Below are 18,490 nucleotides of genomic sequence, written 5' to 3' on the forward strand. Positions count from 1 at the left end.
GATAGCCCACACCCATTCAGGAAATACAAATGACGACACAAGTTTTTGTGGTGACCCACGCCAAGGACGCACGGTTCGAGAAAGGGCTGCGTTCCTTTTTTGAGTACCGCGATCTGGGCATGAAGGCAGCGACCGGTGGGCGTGTGACGGCCAGCGTGATCCGCGCTGCAGGCAGCCATGAATTTTCCAGTCAGCCGCACCTTCACAAAATGCAGTTTCAGTTGGTCTATGTGCTCAAGGGCTGGATCGAGTTTGAGTACGAAGGGCAGGGTGTTGTTCGGCTTGAGGCTGGCTCGTGCGTGCACCAACCGCCCGAAATCCGCCACCGTGAGTTGGGGCACAGCCATGATGTTGAGTTGTTGGAGGTGGTGCTGCCTGCCGACTTCGATACCGTGACGGTGAATGACGTCAATCCGAAAGAGGCTTGAGCCGATGTTTCGCAGTTTTTTTCTTTCGCGTCGTTGGGCTTTGTGGGCTTGGGGTGGTTTGCTGGTGTTGGTGGCAATGGTCTTCATCACGGTGCAGCAGACCGTGAAGCTCAACTCCTGGTATGGCGAGTTCTATGACTTGTTGCAAAAGCCCGAGCAGGCGGGCGGGGTCGAGAAGTTCTGGGGCTTCATGCTGCAATTTGCGTGGATCGCTTTTCCTTACATGTTGCTGCGCAGCCTGGAAACTTATCTGGCCTCGCACTACGCATTTCGTTGGCGTCAGGCCCTGACCGAGGTGTACCTGCCGCGCTGGCAGCGCACCGACGCAACGGTGGAGGGCGCTTCGCAGCGCATTCAGGAAGACTGCATACGTTTTGCCCGTCAGACCGAAAACCTGGGGCTGGGGTTGGTGCGGGCGGTGCTCACCTTGGTGTCTTTCATCCCGATTTTGTGGTTGTTGTCCAAAGGCATGGCCATTACGGATAAGCATTTCAACCACATGAGGCCAAGTATCGCCCCTTGGAAGAGCCCTCAACCCACGTAGAAACCCGCGCCGCGCCCGCAGCAAGGCCGTGCCTGGCCGATCCACCGCAAAATTCACTGTTCACAAGAGGAATTAGCGGTGCGCCGGGTATGCCAGGCGCAGGCCTAGCCGGCAGCAAGTCAAAATCGCCGCCTCAACCCCTCACCAACTGATGCGCTGATCAACCTCAAAGTCCGGTGCCGCTTGCTCCGCCAGATCCCAATCGGGCTCCATGTGCACCCCGTCATCCGTCTGCGCATCGCAGTCATCCCACAGCGGTGGCCCGCGCGCCGGTGCTATGTGTGGTGGCTCGGAGTCCACCCCGATGTGATCGAGGATCTTCCTGATCTGCGTGCCCTCGGTAATGAATGCGATCAGGCGCATCTGCCCACCGCACATTGGGCACAGCAGCGGGAACACTTCGTAGATGCGGGCGATCAACACCGCCCACAGGTAGTGCGCCGGTGAACGCTTGGGCGGCGCAGGCTCGGGCGTGGGTGGGACCGCGTTGCCCGGCACCACCCCCCCCGGCGCGCCCTCGCTCATGTTGGCTGGCTCGGTTTGCCTCGTAAGCGGTTGTGCCAGCGCCGTCACCGCAGCCCTGTGCGGCGAACTCGGGGCCAATACACCAAAATAGCGATGCCGGTGGGTGCGCGGCGGTGGCACCAGCGCCGCAATGCGGGCTATCAGTTCCAGCGGTGTGAGGTGCAACTCGTCGACCTTGGCACCACGCTTGTCGGAGCCAGGCTCGCTGTGCTGTTTGGCGCAGCGGTACACCTGGCCAGAGCCCTCTTTGCGCAGGCGTTCACAAGCAAAGGGTGGGCGGGCGCAGTAGCGCAGCAAGCGCTCCAGCGCGGCGCGGTCGTGCGCTTCGATGCACACACCCGCATCGACTGAGAAACCGCTGTGTTTGTAGGCCAGCATTTCTTTGGCCTCGAAACTCTCCAGCAGACCTCGGCCCACGAAGGCGCGCAGAATGCGTCGGTGCAAATCAGTCTGTACCTGGGCCACAGCGGTCTCGTCGATCGCACTGGCCGGGTGAAAAGCGATGCCCGGCACTTCCTCAAACACCCCATCGACCGCGCACACATGGAAGTGCACATGCTCATTGAGGCTGGAGCCAAACCTGTGGATGAAGGCGACTGCGCCGATGTGCAGCGTCGCCTTGTCCACATTTACCGCACCTGGGCTGTGGGTCTGCAGGCTTTGCGCGATGACCCGCAATAAGATGCGCAGCACCATGTTGAGCACTGCCCCGTCACGCTGCATGAAGTAGCGCAGCCGCTTTGGCACCGGCAACACCCACTGGCGCACCGGCAGACGCGGAAAGACGTGATCCGTCAGGTGCGCCGCCGTCTCCACCATGCGTCGCGTGTTGCACGAGGGACAGACGCCACGGCCTTTGCAGGAATAGGCGACAAAGTAGTCGTGCCCGCAATCGTCACACCACGCCCTGGCAAAGCCGTGGGCAAAGATGCCGCATTCGAGGTACTTGCGAAACGCTTGACGGACGTAGGGCTTGGGGGTGCGATGGTCGCCCTGCCCGTCAAACTGGCCTGCGCTGGCAAGTTCATGCCAAGTCTCGAAGTGCTCGGCTATGGTTTGGTATAGCAGCGTGCGCTCGGGGTGGCGCGGGTTGTAGAGTTTGGGCTTTGCACCCGCTTGTCCGCCCGCGTGTGAATGCGAGTGCGTTGGGCGGGCAGTGGCGGGCATGGGGCAGTGCCAGCGTGGGCTGGGTGCCCGATCATACTGGGGTTATATCCAGCTTCATCGCGGGCAAAGCCAACCACTGGGCGCGCCAAATACTCCTGATTTGATAGTTGCTTGCGCACATTCCACGAGGGCTTTAAGAAGTGGTCTTGCTGCATTACGAAGAAATTTCAGAGCGACGCTTTGGTGGCTGGACCATGGGCCAGGTGGACACCTCGCGGGTCAATACCAACATCTTGCTCAAATATTCCGAGCGCGCCGAGCTGGACCCTTACAACGTGTCGGGCAAAGTCTCGCTGGCCTTGCTCGAAGAGTTGATGGCCACCGCGTCGACCATCGGGCGCGCCTGAGCCGATGCAGCTCATCGGCTGCGACTTTTCCAGCAGCCCCAGCAAACGCAAACCCATCGTTCTGGCGCTGGGCCAGGCCCGCCCGGTGGGTGGCAAATTTGCGCACCGCGCTGCCGACCGGCCCGCAGGTTCCAGCCCCTCCATGAAATGGGTCAACCCGCCCGTGGCCTACATGCTGCACGCCGGGGTGCCTTTGCTCCGGCAAGCGGGTGTGCATTTGCCGGGTTTGCAAAACGGCGATCAGCGTCGCGTGGCCCTGGAAGCCTACCCTGGCTTGCTGGCCCGTGAGGTGCTGGGCAACCGCAGCTACAAAAGCGATGACAAAGCCAAGCAAACTCCCGATCGCCTGCTGGCACGGCGCGAGTTGCTCGGTGCGCTGGAGCGCGGCGAGACCCGCCTGGGCCTGCGCCTGGTGGCCAGCAACGCCCTGCTGGGCCGCCTGGCTGACGATGCCAGCGGCGATGCGCTCGATGCCACCCTGTGCCTGATGCAAGCGGCCTGGGCGCAGCAGCAGCACGCAGCCGGTCACCCGCAATACGGCTTGCCGCCGTGCGACCCGTTGGAGGGGTGGATCGTGACGGCCTAGGCTTTGATTTCAGCCGCCCCCATGTCTTTGGTGTGACTCATCGGGCCATTCGAATAGGTTGACCGTCGAGCAAAAAACGAATTTATTAGGGGTAATTTTTATAATTTTTGAGGCTATAGTGCATATGCCGTACCCGCTCGTTTACATGATCGAGTCAGCGGGTGGACTGCAAAAAAGGGGCACTGGGTTTCATGACAAATTTATACCTGTATGGAATCGCAAAGGATGAGCCTGTAGGCAAATACGCAAGCGGCTTGCGGGCATTTCATCCAAAAAATGTATCTACTGTGCCCGGATGTATCCACCGGGTTATGCGGTCTACATTACGTTAGGCAAAGCCATGGACACCCCCGAAGAAAAATATCAGCGCATGGCAATGGCCATGCAGAAGGTTGCGAGTGAACTCAAAGGTGAAAGCGAGCGCGGGTGCGTAGTTTTGGCGTTCGCGTGGATGGACGACCAACTGACCAACAACCTCAGAAAGTTCCTTCTACCGTCAGCGCAACAATCCGCAAAAGCAGATGAGCTTCTCGGCGTCGGTCGCCCTGTAGGCGACGCCGCCGCCAAGATTGATCTCTGCTTACGTCTCGGGCTTTTGCATCAACACACGCACAAGAGCCTCCACATGTTCAGGCGTTTGCGCAACGATTTCGCTCACATGGCCTCCGATATTTCTTTCTCCACGCCGAGCATCCACGATAGGGTACTAGCCATTTTCGACAACGAAGAGCCCGTAATACGATCCTTGTGGGAGTCGATTGTTCAAGACCCAGAGGTACGGGCTGCCACGGAGCATAACCGCAACAAAAGCGGCCCTCACATACTTCGCACCGCCCTTGGCACTCGCAGCCTGTTCGAGCAGACGGCAGCATCACTTGTCGCCGGGCTCATATCAATCGAATATGCCCTCACTCCAATCAAACCACCAGGGCGCGTAAATGCCTAACTGTGCGGTCAAGCGGACGCCAACACTGGCCATGGCTTCGCCATTTTCATGGCCAGCATCGGCGCCCTGTGCCCTGTCGGGCTTCGGCGCCGCTTACCTTGGGCGTTGGGCGTCACTTGGAAGCAGCTGAGCGAACAAACATGATTTGTCTCCCTGAATGGCTCACATGGTCAAACGCAGCCAGCTTTTTCAACTCCGCTTTCACCACTTCGCTTATTGGAGCTCTCGCGGGAGCGTATGCAGGTGCTCGGGCTGCGCAGAAGATCACTGAGCGCGCGAAGGAGCGCGAACAGCTGATTTCTCAAATACGTGCAACGAACGCTGCAACGATGGTCGCCTTTTCGGCTTTCAACGCAGGAGCCGCCCTGAAAAAGCAGCACGTTCAGCGAATGTATGACGAGTTCGAGAATGCCAAGGCCAAGCTGAATGCATACAAGGCTGAGCGAGCTACCGGACAGCGTCAGGGAAATGCGGAGTACGTTTTCACGGCTGACATGCGCACCTTCTCCGCACCGCTGGCGCCAATCGAGACACTCAAGGATCTCGCTTTCAACAAACTTTCTGCGTATGGCCGACCGCTTGCGCTTGTCTCTGTGCTTGAGCAGTCTTTTATTGGGCTACGAGAAGTCATCTCGAAGCGTGATGCACTCATTCATCGGTTTGCCAGCGGCCATATCTCCAAGGAGCTAGTTCACAACTACTACTTCGGCCAGAAGTTGCCGAGTGGCGATACAAACCAAGAATTTCCTGATTTGGTTTTTGCCATTCACAGCTACGTGGACGACATAATTTTCTTCGGCTCACTGCTATGCGGCGACCTAGTGGCTCACGGCAACAGCGTCCATGAGGAATATACCAAGCGGTTCCGCAAAGGGGCACCGAATGTCAGCACCGTGGATTTCAGTGGGCTTCGAGAGAAGGGAATCATTCCCTCAGACAGTCAATACACCGATTGGCTAAACGCATTTGTGAAGCAGGATTTCAATTCCAAGAATGCAGGTAGCCAACAGTGATGCCCAACCCTTCAATCGAGAGGACTTGCCCCGGCAAGCCGGGTCAAGCCTCTCATCTCAAACGTCAGACCTACTTAAACCCACGATTCGCAACCATGAACTACCTCGAAACACTCTTCGCTCAAAAGTCATGGGCCAACCATGAGCTGTTCAATGCACTGGCAACCATCTCCGAGGATGCGCACGCAGAAGCCATTACAACTGCTATTCGCACGCTGAATCACATCTATGTGGTGGATGAAATTTTTCGGGCACATCTGTGCGGACAGCAACACCGGTACACGGCAACCAATACCCCGGAAACGCCGGAACTTGGTCAATTGCATTTCTCGGTTGCAGAAACGGACGCTTGGTACTTGCAATACGTCAAGCAATCACCGGAAAGCGAGTTCGGTCAGTCCATTCGGTTCCGCTTTACCGATGGCGATGCCGGTGAAATGACAAAAGAAGAAATGCTCCTCCATGTCATCACGCATGGCGCCTATCACCGGGGCAATTTGGGTCAAATTCTCAAGTCCATTTCTGTGGCACCCCCGCGTGACCTTCTCACCAAATTTCTTCATGTCACCGAGCCAGAGAGAAGGAGGTAAGCATCATGCATTCTGCTGTTTTGGTCATCGACGTACAACAAGGCCTGTGCGAAGGCCCCGATGCCGCGCACGACTGCCCTGGCACGATCGCACGCATCAATGCGGTCACGCAACGGGCACGCGCTGTTGGCATTCCTGTGTTTTTCATCCAACACGAATCTAGCGCGGACTATCTGGTGCACGGCAGCCGCGAATGGCAATTGGCGACAGGTTTGCAAGTGCAAGCCAGTGATCGGCGCATTCGCAAGACCACACCCGATGCATTTTTGCGAACAGAGTTGCACGGTGCATTACAGACCTTGGGCGTTGAGGACTTGGTGGTTTGCGGCATGCACACAGAATTTTGTGTGGACACCACCACGCGCAAGGCACTGGCGTTGGGCTATCCGGTGTTACTGGTGTCCGATGCGCACACCTCGGCAGGCAATTCGGCCATCAGCCCGCAACAGGTGATTGCGCATCACAACGCAACATTGACCAACATCTCCAGCTTTGGCCCCAGTGTCACGGCGATTGCGCACGATGCTGTTCGATTTTTGACTGATTTGCCAGCGCCATGAAAATCTTGTTTTGATGGATCGCACACCAACATGCACATATCCCAACTCACCGCCGTACATGCCATGGCTTACAAGGCCTTGATGTTGCATGCCTACGAGCATGCTGCCGATTCATTCACCTCGACGCCTCAAGAGCGCGCTTTGGAGCCGGACAGTTGGTGGCAAGGCCGCATCGACGACCCGTCAGGGCTTACATGGGCGTGGGGCGCTTTTGCAGAGGTTGAGCTGGTGGGCACGGTGTCCGTCGAGTACGCCGCAAGAACCAAAACACGCCACAAGGGTTTGATCGTGGCCATGTTCGTGCATGAAAATTTTCGCGGCCAAGGCCTGGCTCGCAAACTGATGCGTGCAGCTATTGAACATGGCATGGCACGCCAAGGCCTTCGCGTGCTACAGCTCGTAGTGACACAAGGCAATGCCCCCGCAGAGCATCTCTACCAAAGTCTGGGTTTTGAGTCTTTCGGGGTGGAGCCCATGGCTGTTTGTACGCCTGACGGATACCGATCCAAAGTTCACATGTGGTTGGATTTGACGTCAATGGGCGCTCGCATGAGTCAACCTTCTTGAACAGATCGCCATGAAGACCAAGAATCCCATCTTGTCCACGGCAGTCCGAGAAGCCGCTCGCCGCAGTGTCTTGTGCTGGCTGGCCACGGTGGACGCCGACGGTCAGCCCAATGTCTCACCCAAAGAAGTCTGGGCCATCGCGGACGAGCAGCATGTGGTGGTGGCTCATATCGCATCGCCTGTGACGGCACGCAACATCCGTCAGCAGCCGCAAGTGTGCCTGAGCTTTGTCGATGTGTGGGTGCAAAAGGGCTTCAAGCTGATCGGCACAGCCCATGAGGTCTGTGCCGATGACCAGGCCTTTGCAGCATGCGCCTCGCCCCTGTTGGCCATGGCGGGGCAGCGCTTTGTCATCCGCGTCACTTCCGTGGCCGCCATCTTGGCACCCGGCTATCAGTTTTTCCCGAATGAGACCAGCGAGACTTCGCAAATCGAAGGGGCCATGCGCACTTATGGTGTGCTGCCCATGGCCTGAGGCCGCAAGCGGACACGTCGCCACTGCACAAGCCGTTACGATAGCCCACACCCATTCAGGAAATACAAATGACGACACAAGTTTTTGTGGTGACCCACGCCAAGGACGCCCGGTTCGAGAAAGGGCTGCGTTCCTTTTTTGAATACCGTGACCTGGGCATGAAGGCGGCGACCGGTGGGCGTGTGACGGCCAGCGTGATCCGCGCTGCAGGCAGCCATGAATTTTCCAGTCAGCCTCACCTTCACAAAACGCAGTTCCAGCTGGTTTATGTACTCAAGGGCTGGATCGAGTTTGAGTATGAAGGCCAGGGCGTTGTTCGGCTGGAGGCCGGTTCGTGCGTGCACCAACCGCCCGGCATCCGTCACCGTGAGATGGGGCACAGCGACGATCTGGAATTGCTGGAGGTGGTCTTGCCCGCAGATTTCGAGACGGAAACTGTGGCCAGCGTCAACCCTGAAACGAGGTAAGACAGGTGTTCCGAAGTTTCTTTCTTTCCCGCGGTTGGGCTTTGTGGGCCTGGGGCGGCTTGCTGGTGCTGGTGGCGCTGGTGTTCATCACGGTGCAGCAGACGGTCAAGCTGAACACCTGGTACGGCGAGTTTTACGATTTGCTGCAAAAGCCCGAGCAGCCGGGTGGCTTGGAGAAGTTCTGGGGCTTCATGCAGCAGTTTGCCTGGATCGCTTTTCCCTACATGTTGCTGCGTAGCCTGGAGACGTATCTTGCCTCGCACTACGCCTTTCGCTGGCGTCAGGCCATGACCGAGGTTTACCTGCCGCGCTGGCAAGGCACGCTGGAGACGGTCGAGGGCGCTTCGCAGCGCCTTCAGGAAGACTGCATGCGATTTGCGCGCCAGACCGAGAACCTGGGCTTGGGCCTGGTGCGTGCGGTGTTGACACTGGTGTCCTTCATTCCTATTTTGTGGCTGTTGTCCAAGGGCATGGCGATCGCCTGGCTGCAATTTGAGGGCTCGCTGTTTTGGGTGGCGCTGGTCACGGCTGTGGGTGGCACCGTGTTGTCGTGGTACGTGGGCATTCGCCTGCCAGGGCTGGAGTACAACAACCAGAAGACCGAGGCGGCGCTGCGCAAGGATCTGGTTTATGCCGAAGACGATCGCAGTCGCATGGATTTGCCCACGGTGCTCAGCCTGTTCGCAGGCGTGCGCTTGAACAACTTTCGCTTGTTCAACCACTACGCTTACTTTCACCTGTGGAGCAATTTTTACAGCCAGACGATGGTTATTTTTCCGTACTTGCTGATGGGACCTTCGCTCTTTACAGGCTTGATCACCCTGGGCGTGATCCAGCAAGTGAGCAATGCGTTTGGCAAGGTCAATGAAGCGTTTTCATACCTCATCGAGCGCTGGACCGACATCACCGAGTTGCGATCCATTTACAAGCGCCTGACCGAATTTGAAAAGGCCTTGGCCTGATCCAGCCAAGGATTCGCGACGACCATTCAGATGGCCGCTGCCGCAATGTCTGCGGGCAAGGGGTCCAGCGAATTGAGCGCTTGCAGGGCTTCGGCGTCCGTGCGGTAGAGCTTGAGACAAGGGCCATCGTGCAGTTCACCCGCACGGCGCAGCGCCTTCTCGATGGGCAGTTTGATGCCACTGATGTGCAGGCAGATCCCACGGCTGGCCAGTTGGCGGTGCAATTGGCCAAAAGTCTCCACGCCGGTGACATCGACCCGGTTGATCGGTTGCGCAAACAAGCAGACATGGCGCACATCGGGGTGCTGCATGAGGTGGTCTGTGATGGCCCGTTCAAAGTCGCTGGCAGCGGCAAAGTCCAGCTCGGCGTCCATGCGCAAGGCGTAAAGGTGCTGGGCCAGCGGCGGCAGTTTCCACAAGTGACGATCGCGCAGGCTGCCATCGGGGTGCAGCCCCACTTCGATGATGCGGGGGTGCAATCGGGTGTGTAAAAAGTGGCTCAGGCCCACCAGTACCCCGGTCATCACGCCCCAGTAAATGCGCGGTGCCGTGGCCAGGGTGATCGCAAAGGACACCCCCGCTGTGACGGTTTCCACGCGGTCAATTCGCCAGAGTTTCAAAAATTGCCTGGGCTGAAACAAGTTGAGCACGGCCACGATGACGGCCGCCGCCATGACCGAGCGAGGCACATATTGCAGCGCAGGCATGAGGATGAGCAAGGCCAGCAGCACAAAGCCCACCGAGGCCACCACGGCCCAACCCGAACGCGCACCCGAGTAAAGCATGAGGGCCGAGCGCGAAAACGAGGTGCTGGTCGGGAAACTGCCTGAAAAAGCAGAGGCCAGTTTGGCCAGCCCTTGGCTGAAAAGTTCGGTGCTGTCGTTCCAGCGCTTGCCATCGCGCTGGCACTCGATGCGGGCGCTGGAGGCGGTTTCCAGAAAGCTCACCAGGGCGATCACTATGGCAGGCACCCACAGTTGGTTGAGCACATCAAGGCCAGGCCAGACAGGCCAATAAAAATCGGGCAGGCCTGATGGCAGCAGCCCGACCACGCTGCCATGGTCCTGGTAGTTGGTGGCATAACCTATGACCGAAGCGATGCCCATCACCAGCATGATGCCGGGCCAACGGGGTTTGAATTTGCGCAGCAACAACAGCACCACCAGACTGGACAGGCCAAACAGGGCAGGCCACCCGGTCAGCCATGAGGACCAAGTCGACAGATTCCAGCTCCAGGCTTTGATGCCCAGCAAACCAGGCACTTGCGAGCCCATGATGAGCAAGGAAGCGGCCTGGGTGAAGCCCATCATCACCGGGGCGCTGACCAGGTTGATGAGCCAGCCATAGTTGCCCAGACCCAGCATCAACTGCATGACGCCCGACAGCAGCGACAACCACACGGCCAGTGACACCCACTCGGGTGAGCCGGGTTCGGCCATGCCCGTGAGGGAGGCACCAATCAGCACGCAGGTCAGCGCGGCAGGGCCCACGGACAAGCGGTTGGCGCTGCCAAACAGCACCGCCAGCAGGGCTGGAATCAGGCAGGTGTAAAGACCGGTGACCAAGGGCATTCCGGCCAGGCCCGCATAAGCCACGGCTTGCGGAATCATGACCAGTGCCACCGTCAAGCCCGCCAGCACTTCGGTGCGGGCCAGCGGGGCGGTCAGGCGAGGCCACTCACGGGAGGTGAGGAATCGGTTTGTAGAAGCCATGTGCGATCTTAGCCGCCATCCTTTTAGCGCTGGGGCATGTCACGGACCGAGTAGCCCAGGCTGACGGTGGCGTCTTCAGGAATGGCGGGCACCGTGGCGTCCCAGGCTTCCCAGGCTGCGCGCAGACTTTGCAGCTTTTCGGGTTGGTGCTTGGCCAGGTTGGCGCGCTCGCGCTCGTCGGTCGGGATGTTGAACAGGTAGTCGTTGCCATCCACCCGCAGGTATTTGTAGTCGCCCATGCGCAGGGCGCGCTGGCCCCGGTGGTTCATGCGCCAGTAAAGGGGCCGCTCAAATTGATGCAAGGGGTCGCGCAGCACCGGGGCCAGCGACACGCCGTCAAAAGGAAGCTTGGCATCGGCTTGTGCGCCTGCCAGCTCCAACATGGTGGCGGACCAGTCCATGGTCATGCAGTGCTGCGTCGATGACCCGCCGGCTGCGATCACTGCGGGCCAATGTGCGATCCATGGCACGCGGATACCGCCTTCGGTCAGGTCCATCTTGCCGCCCACCAGTGGCCAGTTGTCTGAAAAGCGCTCGCCGCCGTTGTCGCTGGTGAAGACGATCAGGGTGTTGTCGAGTTGACCGGTTTTTTTCAGCGCTTCGACCACCCAGCCAATGCCTTCGTCCATGTGGTGGATCATGCGGTGGTAGGTGTGGATGTTGCCGCCGTGCAGGTGGAACAGGTTGTCCTTGACCTCTTGCGCCAGCGCGTGGTCGTCGCGGGTTTCCCAAGGCCAGTGCGGCGCGGTGTAGTGCAAGCTCAAAAAGAAAGGTGTGCCCTGCGCAGCGCCGGGGGCCATGCGTTCGACGAAATCGACCGCCTTGTGCGAGATCAGGTCGGTCAGGTAGCCGTCTTCGTGTTTTTCTTCTTCGTTGGTGTAGAGATCGTGTGTGCCGTTGTTGCTGGCGTGCGTGAAGTAGTCCACGCCGCCCGACATGGGGCCGAAGAATTCTTCGTAACCCGACTTGATGGGGCTGAAGTGGGGTGGGTAGCCCAGGTGCCATTTGCCGATCAGCGCCGTGCGGTAGCCGCTGGCTTTGAGCAGTGAGGGCAGCGTGGGGTGCTCGGGCGGCAGGCCAAGTACCTGGCTGCCTTTGCTCTTGCTGTTGATGGGTTCGTCAGCGCCTCCGCGCAGGCGGTATTGGTAGCGTGCTGTCATCAGCGCAAAGCGGGTTGGCGAGCAAACCGGCGAGTTGGCGTAACCCTGGGTGAATTTGAGACCCGCAGCGGCGAGCTGGTCGAGGACGGGCGAGACCTTGCCGAACTTCGCATCGCGGCCGCCGTAACAGCCCAGGTCGGCAAAGCCGAGGTCGTCGGCCACGATGAAGATGATGTTGGGGCGTTGGGTGGAGGGCGCTGTCATGGATGTTGTTCAGAGGGGGTCAATCGACCTTCATGCCGGTGGCACGAATCACGCGGCCGTATTGGTCAGAGAGCTTCTTGAGTCGTGCGTTGGCGGCTGTCCCGGTCAGGCCTTCATAGGCCATGTCGAGGTCGTTCAGGCGGGCTTGCAGCTCGGGGCGGAGCAGGGCATCGGTGATGGCTTTCGCCATGGTTTGCATCAGGGGCTCAGGCGTGTTGCCCGGGGCCATGACCACGTAGAGCACTTCGCTTTCCAGGTCCTTGAAGCCGGCTTCGGCCACAGTGGGTATTTCGGGGGCCAGGCGTGAGCGTTTGCGGCTGGTCACCGCCAATGCCGTCACCTTGCCGCCCTTGACCTGCGGCAGCATGCCCGGTGTGGCCAGCGTGCCACCCTCCACTTCGCCCGAAACCACCGCCATCACCGCAGGTGAATTGCCCCGGTAGGGCACATGCACCAGTCGAGTTGCAGCCGACACATTGCTCATGTTGACCCACAGGTGGCCTGGCGAGCCGTTGCCGCCAGAGCTGAAGTTCAGGCTGCGCTCGCGTGCAGCCTGCATGAAATCCTTCACTGTTTTGTAGCCCGTGCTGGGATGAACGCCCAGCAGCAAGCCGGAATTGGAGATCACCACCAGTGGCTTGAGGTCGGCTTCCTTGAAGGGCATCGACTTGTAGATGTGCGGATTGATGGTGTGGGTGGTGTCAATGCCCCACAGCAGGCTGTAGCCATCGGGCATGGACTTGGCCACCAGATCGGCCCCGACGCTGCCTGCCGCACCAGGTTTGTTGTCGACCACAAAGGCTTGCCCGAATTGCTTTTGCAGCACATCCCCCACGGCACGGGCCAGGACGTCAGAGGGGCCGCCGGCTGGCCAGCTGTTGACGAATTTGACAGGCTTGCTCGGCCAAGTTGCGTTTTGGGCCATGGTGGCGCTGTTGACCAGCAGGCTCAGGCTGCCCACTAGCAAGGCGCGAAGAAAAGACGTGTGCATGTGCATCTCCAAACGGGGGTGATAGTTCTCAGTCGAGCTGAACGCCCGTGGCCTTGATGGGCTTTTCCCAGCGGGTCAGATCGGTTTTTTGTGCTGCTGCCAAGTCGTTCGAGTTGGAGCCGATCGGTTCGTAACCGAGCTTGAGCATCTTGTCTTTCATGGCCGGGTCGCGGGCGATTTTCATCATGGCTTTTTCCAGGCGGGTGAGGGCGTCACCCTTCAAGCCTGCGGGGCCGTACATGGCAAACCAGGCGCTGGCATCCATGTTGATGCCCGATTCCTTGAGGGTGGGCACCTCGGGCACTTGTGGGTCGCGCTGGCTGCCGGTCACGGCAATGATGCGCACTTTGCCCGCACGGTGCATTTCGGCGGTTTCGGACACCACATCAAACTTGTAGCCGATGTGGCCACCCAGCAAGGCATTGTTGGCTGGGGCGCCGCCCTGGAAGGGCACGTGGTTGAGGCTGATGCCGGCAGACTGCTCCATCAACACACCCATGAAGTGGGGCAAGGTGCCTGCGCCGGGTGTGCCATAGCTGGCACTGCCGGGGTCACTTTTGGCTTTGGCCACCATCTCGGCCACGCTTTTCACATTGGTGGCAGGGCCGGAGACCACACCAAACTGGAAGCGTGCGATTTGCGAGACCGGCGTGAAGTCCTTGACGGCGTCGTAGTCGAGCTTCTTATAAACATGGGGGAAAAGCACCATCGGGCCGCTGGGCAAGACGATCACGGTCTGGCCATCGGGCTTGGCGGCCTTCACGGCGTTCAGGGCAATGCGTCCGCCCGCGCCGGGTTTGTTGTCCACAATGATCGTGCCAAAGTCATCACGCAGTGCATCGGCCACCATGCGGGCCAGAATGTCGGCCGAGCCACCTGGTGGAAAACCCACCACAATCTTCAACGGGGGTTTGTCTTGTGCCTGCAGGCCGGGCGACAGCACGGCCAATGACAGGGCGAGCAGGCCCAAGGCTCTGCGTGTGATGCGTTGGGCTGTTCGGTGGGATGTGGTCATGGGGAAAGTCTCCGATAAGTTGGACCAGGGCGGCCTCTGGTTGAAAACGCTGATCAGCTACAGAATGTAGCGCCTTGACAGACAATTGATCTAAACAACCATCCCCCCGGAAAACCCTGATGTCGCCTTCTCCCTTTCAACGTCTGGCTTCGATCGACGATCTGCTGCTGTACCGGTTGGGTCGTTTGTCGAGCGTGGCGGGGGCGATGGTGGTGCGGTTGTGCGAGGGGGGTTATGGCATCACCCGGCGTGAGTGGGCGGTGGTGGCGCAGTTGTATGAAAACGGCGGCTTGCCGCCTTCTGCATTGGCCGAGCGCATGCACCGCGACCGCGCGCGCACATCGCGCACCCTGACCGCCTTGGGGCGCAAGCAATTGGTGCTGCGAACGATTCCCGCCAACGACCGGCGCAGTGCGCTGGTGTCCCTCACGCCGGCAGGGCGGCAACTCTATGAGGCCTTGATGCCTCAAGTGCAGGTCATCAACAGCCAGATTTTGAGTGCGCTGCAAACGGATGAAACCATGCGTTTTGACCAAGCGCTTGCACGTTTGCAAGTGCGCGCGCAGTCTTTGCTCGCCGAGTTGAGCCCCGACTTGCCCAAAGCCAACCGCCGCCAGGGCCGACGTGGCAAGGGTGTTGCATGAAATGCTGGGCCCACTGTTGGCTTGTGCTGGCTTTGTCAGGCCATTGGGGTGCTCAGGCTTCTGAGGTCTGGACAGGCTGGGTCAGCTGGGTGATGGATGGTGACACGGTTTTGCTGGTCCGGCATGGCCAATTGGAGCCAGTCAAGTTGCGCATCGATGGCATTGATGCGCCTGAAATCTGCCAGCCTGGTGGCGTGCAAGCCCGGGACGCCATGACCCGACTGGCGCTGCGCAAGTCGGTTGAGGTCGACGACCGCGGGCAGGACGTCTATGGCAGGCAAGTTGGGCGGCTGTCGGTCGATGGGGTGGATCTGGGGGCCGAGATGGTGCGTTCCGGCATGGCCTGGGCGTACCGGTTTGAAACGGGCAAAGGCCCTTATGCGGGCTTGCAGCGACAGGCCCAGACGCAAAAGACGGGTTTATTTGCGGCACCTGAGGTTGCCATGTCGCCGCATGTGTTCAGAAAATTCCATGGCACTTGCCATGGCAACTGACGGTTTGTGGCGATCAGGAACGGTGCGCCGCGCACACAGGGCAAGCCGGGTTGCGTTGCATGCGGATGTCGGTCCATGACAGTTCGCGGCCATCCAGCATCAGCAAACGCCCGGCCATGTGGCTGCCCATGCCGCTCAATATCTTGAGGGCCTCTGCTGCTTGCACTGTGCCGATGATGCCGACCAGGGGTGCAAACACCCCCATGGTGGCGCAGCGGGTTTCTTCTGGCATGTGTTCCGGCGGGAAGATGCAGGCGTAGCAAGGTGCATCGGCCTGCGTGGTGTCAAACACCGAGACCTGCCCGTCCATGCGGATGGCTGCACCGGAAATCAGCGGCTTGCGGTGTTGCACGCAGGCCAGGTTCACGGCCTGGCGGGTTTCGAAGTTGTCACTGCAGTCGAGCACCACATCGGCGCAGGCGACCAGGGCGTCGAGTGTGGCCGCATCGGCGCGTTGCGTGATGGGCGTCACGGTCGCATCGGGGTTGATTTGAGCAATGGCTGTGCGAACCGATTCGGCTTTGAATTGACCCACGCGGTCAAGGGTGTGGGCAATCTGGCGCTGCAAGTTGGTGGCGTCCACGTGGTCGTGGTCGACCACCGTAATGTGACCCACCCCAGCGCTGCCCAAATACAGACTCACGGGTGAGCCAAGGCCCCCTGCACCAATGATCAGGGCATGCGAAGCAAGCAGTTTCTCCTGGCCATCGATGCCCAGCTCGTTGAGCAAAATATGCCGCGAATAGCGCAGTAACTGTGCGTCATCCATGCGCGTCACCCATGGCGCTCAGTCTTCTTTCTTCTCGGCCTTGCGCACGGCCAGCGTGGTGCTGACCTTGACGGGCAGGCCTTTGAGTTGGTTCAAGGCCTGGATCAACTGGAAGTCCTTGTCCGAGCCGAACTCGGGTAAACGCCGTTCAGCCACGGGCTTTTTGGATTCTTCTTCCAGCTTCTTGATCGCGTCTTCACGGGCTTTTTCGCGGGCTGGGTCTTTCTTCTCTTCGGCTTCTTTGCCGTTGGAGAGGTGTTTTTCCAGATCGGCTTCGCGAGTGCGCAAAGCAGAGAACACGTTGCCGTTTTCGGTTTCGTCCAGCATCACCTCGGGCACGATGCCTTTGGCCTGGATGGCTCGGCCGTTGGGTGTGTAGTAGCGGGCGGTGGTGATCTTGAGTGCCGTGTCAGGCCCCAGTTGGCGCACGGTCTGCACCGAGCCTTTGCCAAAGGTCTGGCTGCCCATCAGGGTGCCGCGCTTGTAGTCTTGCAAGGCACCAGCGACGATCTCGCTGGCTGAGGCCGAGCCTTCGTTCACCAGCACCACCAAAGGCACTTTTTTCAGCGCACCGCCCGTGGCCGCGGTCATGCGGGCAATGGGGTCGTTGCTGCTGTTGCGACGCCAGAACTGGGGCGTGGCTTTGTAGGTGAATTTGCTTTCTTCGAGCTGGCCATTGGTGGTGACCACGGTGACGTTTTCAGGCAGGAAGGCTGCAGACAAAGCCACGGCTGCGTCCAGCAGACCTCCGGGGTCATTGCGCAGGTCAAGCACCAGGCCTTTGAGCTGGGGCTCTTGTTTGTACATTTCCTCGATCTTGCGGGCGAAGTCGTCCACTGTGCGTTCTTGGAACTGGGACACGCGAATCCAGCCGTAACCCGGCTCCACGATCTTGGACTTGACCGATTGGGTCTTGATCTCTTCGCGCAAGATGGTCACCGGGAAGCTGCGGTTTTCGGATTTGCGGAAGATCGTCAGCAGCACCTTGGTTTTGGGCTCACCGCGCATGCGCTTGACGGCTTCGTTCAAAGTCAGGCCCTTGACAGGGGTGTCATCGATCTTGGTGATCAGGTCGTTGGGTTTCAGGCCCGCCCGGTCGGCCGGAGAGCCTTCAATCGGAGAGACGATCTTGACCAGTCCATCTTCCTGGCTGATCTCGATGCCCACACCGACAAACTTGCCAGAAGTGCCTTCAGAGAATTCCTTGAAGCTTTTTTTATCGAAATACTGGGAGTGGGGGTCCAGGCTGGCGACCATGCCAGAGATGGCTTCGGTGATCAACTTTTTTTCGTCGACGGGCTCCACATAGTCGCTCTTGACCATGCCAAAGACCGCGGCCAATTGCTGCAGCTCTTCGAGTGGCAAGGGGGCCATGTTGCCGCGTGCCACGGTTTGCAGGGATACAGTGGTCAATGCCCCTGCCAAGGCCCCCACGCTGATCCAGCCCGCGATCTTGAGTTTTTGTCCCATATGCTTGTATTTCCCCAATCAGAAGCGAGTCAATATACACCCGTGAGCAGCGTGTTTTGTGAGATCGCAGGCAATAGTCCTGTCATGGCAGGGCCCTTCAGGCATCAGGCTTTGCCCTGGCTGGCCACAGCCGCTGCGGCTTGGGCCACCGCCTCGGCATCGCCCAGGTAATAGTGACGGATCGGTTTCAGATTTATATCCAGTTCGTAGACCAGTGGAATCCCGTTGGGGATGTTCAGGCCGACAATGTCTGCGTCAGAAATGCCGTCCAGGTACTTGATCAGGGCGCGGATGGAGTTGCCGTGGGCGGCGATCAGCAAGCGTTTGCCCGCTTGGATGTTGGGGGCAATGCTGTCGTTCCAGGCGGGCAACACACGCGCCACGGTGTCTTTCAGGCATTCGGTCAGCGGCACGGCTTGCGGGTCAATCTGAGCATAACGGCGGTCGCCACGTTCGCAGCGCGGGTCGGTGACTTCCAGCGCAGGCGGCGGGGTGTCGTAGCTGCGGCGCCAGGCCATGACCTGCTCTTCGCCAAATTTTTTGGCCATATCGGCTTTGTTGAGGCCTTGCAGGGCGCCGTAGTGGCGCTCATTCAGGCGGTAGTCCTTGAGCACCGGCAGCCAGGCTCGGTCCATTTCGTCCAGCGCGTACCAGAGGGTGTGAATGGCGCGCTTGAGCACCGAGGTGTAGCAAAGGTCAAAGTCCCAGCCTTCGGCCTTGAGCAGTTTGCCAGCCGACATGGCCTGGCTCACGCCGGTGGGGGTCAGGTCCACATCGGTCCAGCCGGTGAATCTGTTTTCAAGGTTCCAGATGGATTCGCCGTGGCGGATCAGGACAATTTTGTACATGGTGAA

21 protein-coding genes and 1 pseudogene are annotated in these 18,490 nt (G+C 59.5%); 14 read left to right on the plus strand and 8 right to left on the minus strand.

Features of this window, described 5'->3' with window-relative positions; genetic code table 11:
* Positions 1-29: 29 nt before the first annotated feature.
* Both B9Z45_RS08555 and B9Z45_RS08560 read left to right on the plus strand, forming a co-directional pair.
* The gene (locus B9Z45_RS08555) at positions 30-428 is read left to right on the plus strand and encodes a cupin domain-containing protein (RefSeq protein WP_108406811.1); all 399 of its coding nucleotides are present in this window, start codon (positions 30-32) and stop codon (positions 426-428) included.
* A gap of 4 nt (positions 429-432) precedes the next feature.
* Positions 433-972 (plus strand): SbmA/BacA-like family transporter, encoded by a 540-nt coding sequence (locus B9Z45_RS08560; RefSeq protein WP_233252136.1) that lies wholly within the window; start codon positions 433-435, stop codon positions 970-972.
* Positions 973-1,113: 141 nt separating this feature from the next.
* Here the strand turns inward: B9Z45_RS08560 and B9Z45_RS08565 are convergent, their stop codons facing one another.
* Entirely contained in the window at positions 1,114-2,664 is a 1,551-nt protein-coding gene (locus B9Z45_RS08565; protein ID WP_108406812.1) for an IS91 family transposase, read from the minus strand.
* A gap of 137 nt (positions 2,665-2,801) precedes the next feature.
* Here B9Z45_RS08565 and B9Z45_RS08570 point away from each other — a divergent pair.
* The 10 genes and pseudogenes from B9Z45_RS08570 to B9Z45_RS08615 form a co-directional block, all read left to right on the plus strand.
* Positions 2,802-3,011: pseudogene (locus B9Z45_RS08570) on the plus strand (blue light sensor protein); the annotation flags it as partial.
* Between the two features lie 4 nt (positions 3,012-3,015).
* The gene (locus B9Z45_RS08575; protein WP_108406813.1) at positions 3,016-3,597 is read left to right on the plus strand and encodes a DUF429 domain-containing protein; all 582 of its coding nucleotides are present in this window, start codon (positions 3,016-3,018) and stop codon (positions 3,595-3,597) included.
* Positions 3,598-3,937: 340 nt separating this feature from the next.
* The gene (locus tag B9Z45_RS08580; RefSeq protein WP_146180900.1) at positions 3,938-4,543 is read left to right on the plus strand and encodes a hypothetical protein; all 606 of its coding nucleotides are present in this window, start codon (positions 3,938-3,940) and stop codon (positions 4,541-4,543) included.
* Positions 4,544-4,683: 140 nt separating this feature from the next.
* Positions 4,684-5,556 (plus strand): hypothetical protein, encoded by an 873-nt coding sequence (locus B9Z45_RS08585; RefSeq protein ID WP_108406815.1) that lies wholly within the window; start codon positions 4,684-4,686, stop codon positions 5,554-5,556.
* A 95-nt stretch (positions 5,557-5,651) separates the two neighbouring features.
* Complete coding sequence (locus B9Z45_RS08590; RefSeq protein WP_108406872.1) at positions 5,652-6,146, plus strand: DinB family protein; 495 nt, start codon at positions 5,652-5,654, stop codon at positions 6,144-6,146.
* 5 nt (positions 6,147-6,151) lie between these two features.
* Positions 6,152-6,706 carry a cysteine hydrolase family protein gene (locus tag B9Z45_RS08595; protein WP_108406816.1) on the plus strand — a complete coding sequence of 185 codons (555 nt, stop codon included), beginning with the start codon at positions 6,152-6,154 and terminating at the stop codon, positions 6,704-6,706.
* Between the two features lie 30 nt (positions 6,707-6,736).
* Positions 6,737-7,273 (plus strand): GNAT family N-acetyltransferase, encoded by a 537-nt coding sequence (locus B9Z45_RS08600; RefSeq protein WP_108406817.1) that lies wholly within the window; start codon positions 6,737-6,739, stop codon positions 7,271-7,273.
* A 10-nt stretch (positions 7,274-7,283) separates the two neighbouring features.
* The gene (locus tag B9Z45_RS08605; RefSeq protein WP_108406810.1) at positions 7,284-7,748 is read left to right on the plus strand and encodes a pyridoxamine 5'-phosphate oxidase family protein; all 465 of its coding nucleotides are present in this window, start codon (positions 7,284-7,286) and stop codon (positions 7,746-7,748) included.
* Positions 7,749-7,816: 68 nt separating this feature from the next.
* On the plus strand, positions 7,817-8,215 hold the full coding sequence (locus B9Z45_RS08610; protein ID WP_108406818.1) for a cupin domain-containing protein: 399 nt from the start codon (positions 7,817-7,819) through the stop codon (positions 8,213-8,215).
* A gap of 5 nt (positions 8,216-8,220) precedes the next feature.
* Positions 8,221-9,177 (plus strand): putative transporter, encoded by a 957-nt coding sequence (locus B9Z45_RS08615; RefSeq protein ID WP_108406819.1) that lies wholly within the window; start codon positions 8,221-8,223, stop codon positions 9,175-9,177.
* A gap of 26 nt (positions 9,178-9,203) precedes the next feature.
* Here the strand turns inward: B9Z45_RS08615 and B9Z45_RS08620 are convergent, their stop codons facing one another.
* The 4 genes from B9Z45_RS08620 to B9Z45_RS08635 are packed head-to-tail and all read right to left on the minus strand — an operon-like array spanning position 9,204 to position 14,259.
* Entirely contained in the window at positions 9,204-10,889 is a 1,686-nt protein-coding gene (locus B9Z45_RS08620) for a SulP family inorganic anion transporter (RefSeq protein ID WP_108406820.1), read from the minus strand.
* 23 nt (positions 10,890-10,912) lie between these two features.
* A complete protein-coding gene (locus B9Z45_RS08625) occupies positions 10,913-12,253 on the minus strand; it encodes a sulfatase (protein ID WP_108406821.1) in 1,341 nt (446 codons plus the stop codon).
* 19 nt (positions 12,254-12,272) lie between these two features.
* Positions 12,273-13,244 carry a tripartite tricarboxylate transporter substrate binding protein gene (locus B9Z45_RS08630; protein ID WP_108406873.1) on the minus strand — a complete coding sequence of 324 codons (972 nt, stop codon included), beginning with the start codon at positions 13,242-13,244 and terminating at the stop codon, positions 12,273-12,275.
* Positions 13,245-13,272: 28 nt separating this feature from the next.
* Complete coding sequence (locus B9Z45_RS08635; RefSeq protein WP_108406822.1) at positions 13,273-14,259, minus strand: tripartite tricarboxylate transporter substrate binding protein; 987 nt, start codon at positions 14,257-14,259, stop codon at positions 13,273-13,275.
* A 119-nt stretch (positions 14,260-14,378) separates the two neighbouring features.
* Here B9Z45_RS08635 and B9Z45_RS08640 point away from each other — a divergent pair, with 119 nt between their 5' ends.
* Both B9Z45_RS08640 and B9Z45_RS08645 read left to right on the plus strand, forming a co-directional pair.
* A complete protein-coding gene (locus B9Z45_RS08640; RefSeq protein ID WP_108406823.1) occupies positions 14,379-14,903 on the plus strand; it encodes a MarR family transcriptional regulator in 525 nt (174 codons plus the stop codon).
* Positions 14,900-15,397: a thermonuclease family protein gene (locus B9Z45_RS08645; protein WP_233252137.1), complete on the plus strand. Its 498-nt coding sequence runs from the start codon at positions 14,900-14,902 to the stop codon at positions 15,395-15,397. Before B9Z45_RS08640 ends, B9Z45_RS08645 begins: the two co-directional genes overlap by 4 nt.
* Positions 15,398-15,410: 13 nt before the next feature.
* Here the strand turns inward: B9Z45_RS08645 and B9Z45_RS08650 are convergent, their stop codons facing one another.
* From B9Z45_RS08650 to gpmA, 3 genes are all read right to left on the minus strand, one after another.
* Entirely contained in the window at positions 15,411-16,166 is a 756-nt protein-coding gene (locus B9Z45_RS08650) for a molybdopterin-synthase adenylyltransferase MoeB (RefSeq protein WP_108406824.1), read from the minus strand.
* 18 nt (positions 16,167-16,184) lie between these two features.
* The gene (locus B9Z45_RS08655; RefSeq protein WP_108406825.1) at positions 16,185-17,636 is read right to left on the minus strand and encodes a S41 family peptidase; all 1,452 of its coding nucleotides are present in this window, start codon (positions 17,634-17,636) and stop codon (positions 16,185-16,187) included.
* Positions 17,637-17,740: 104 nt separating this feature from the next.
* A complete protein-coding gene (gpmA, locus tag B9Z45_RS08660) occupies positions 17,741-18,484 on the minus strand; it encodes a 2,3-diphosphoglycerate-dependent phosphoglycerate mutase (RefSeq protein WP_108406826.1) in 744 nt (247 codons plus the stop codon).
* Between the last annotated feature and the right edge of the window lie 6 nt (positions 18,485-18,490).

The sequence above is a fragment of the Limnohabitans sp. 2KL-17 genome, assembly GCF_003063415.1.
GTDB lineage: Bacteria > Pseudomonadota > Gammaproteobacteria > Burkholderiales > Burkholderiaceae_C > Limnohabitans_A.

Bases quoted from the DNA above. Each gene is read 5' to 3' on its own strand.
- B9Z45_RS08555 (WP_108406811.1), top strand. From the start codon at position 30: ATGACGACACAAGTTTTTGTGGTGACCCACGCCAAGGACGCACGGTTC.
- B9Z45_RS08560 (WP_233252136.1), top strand. From the start codon at position 433: ATGTTTCGCAGTTTTTTTCTTTCGCGTCGTTGGGCTTTGTGGGCTTGG.
- B9Z45_RS08565 (WP_108406812.1), bottom strand. From the start codon at position 2,664: ATGCCCGCCACTGCCCGCCCAACGCACTCGCATTCACACGCGGGCGGA.
- B9Z45_RS08575 (WP_108406813.1), top strand. From the start codon at position 3,016: ATGCAGCTCATCGGCTGCGACTTTTCCAGCAGCCCCAGCAAACGCAAA.
- B9Z45_RS08580 (WP_146180900.1), top strand. From the start codon at position 3,938: ATGGACACCCCCGAAGAAAAATATCAGCGCATGGCAATGGCCATGCAG.
- B9Z45_RS08585 (WP_108406815.1), top strand. From the start codon at position 4,684: ATGATTTGTCTCCCTGAATGGCTCACATGGTCAAACGCAGCCAGCTTT.
- B9Z45_RS08590 (WP_108406872.1), top strand. From the start codon at position 5,652: ATGAACTACCTCGAAACACTCTTCGCTCAAAAGTCATGGGCCAACCAT.
- B9Z45_RS08595 (WP_108406816.1), top strand. From the start codon at position 6,152: ATGCATTCTGCTGTTTTGGTCATCGACGTACAACAAGGCCTGTGCGAA.
- B9Z45_RS08600 (WP_108406817.1), top strand. From the start codon at position 6,737: ATGCACATATCCCAACTCACCGCCGTACATGCCATGGCTTACAAGGCC.
- B9Z45_RS08605 (WP_108406810.1), top strand. From the start codon at position 7,284: ATGAAGACCAAGAATCCCATCTTGTCCACGGCAGTCCGAGAAGCCGCT.
- B9Z45_RS08610 (WP_108406818.1), top strand. From the start codon at position 7,817: ATGACGACACAAGTTTTTGTGGTGACCCACGCCAAGGACGCCCGGTTC.
- B9Z45_RS08620 (WP_108406820.1), bottom strand. From the start codon at position 10,889: ATGGCTTCTACAAACCGATTCCTCACCTCCCGTGAGTGGCCTCGCCTG.
- B9Z45_RS08625 (WP_108406821.1), bottom strand. From the start codon at position 12,253: ATGACAGCGCCCTCCACCCAACGCCCCAACATCATCTTCATCGTGGCC.
- B9Z45_RS08630 (WP_108406873.1), bottom strand. From the start codon at position 13,244: ATGCACACGTCTTTTCTTCGCGCCTTGCTAGTGGGCAGCCTGAGCCTG.
- B9Z45_RS08635 (WP_108406822.1), bottom strand. From the start codon at position 14,259: ATGACCACATCCCACCGAACAGCCCAACGCATCACACGCAGAGCCTTG.
- B9Z45_RS08640 (WP_108406823.1), top strand. From the start codon at position 14,379: ATGTCGCCTTCTCCCTTTCAACGTCTGGCTTCGATCGACGATCTGCTG.
- B9Z45_RS08645 (WP_233252137.1), top strand. From the start codon at position 14,900: ATGAAATGCTGGGCCCACTGTTGGCTTGTGCTGGCTTTGTCAGGCCAT.
- B9Z45_RS08650 (WP_108406824.1), bottom strand. From the start codon at position 16,166: ATGGATGACGCACAGTTACTGCGCTATTCGCGGCATATTTTGCTCAAC.
- B9Z45_RS08655 (WP_108406825.1), bottom strand. From the start codon at position 17,636: ATGGGACAAAAACTCAAGATCGCGGGCTGGATCAGCGTGGGGGCCTTG.
- gpmA (WP_108406826.1), bottom strand. From the start codon at position 18,484: ATGTACAAAATTGTCCTGATCCGCCACGGCGAATCCATCTGGAACCTT.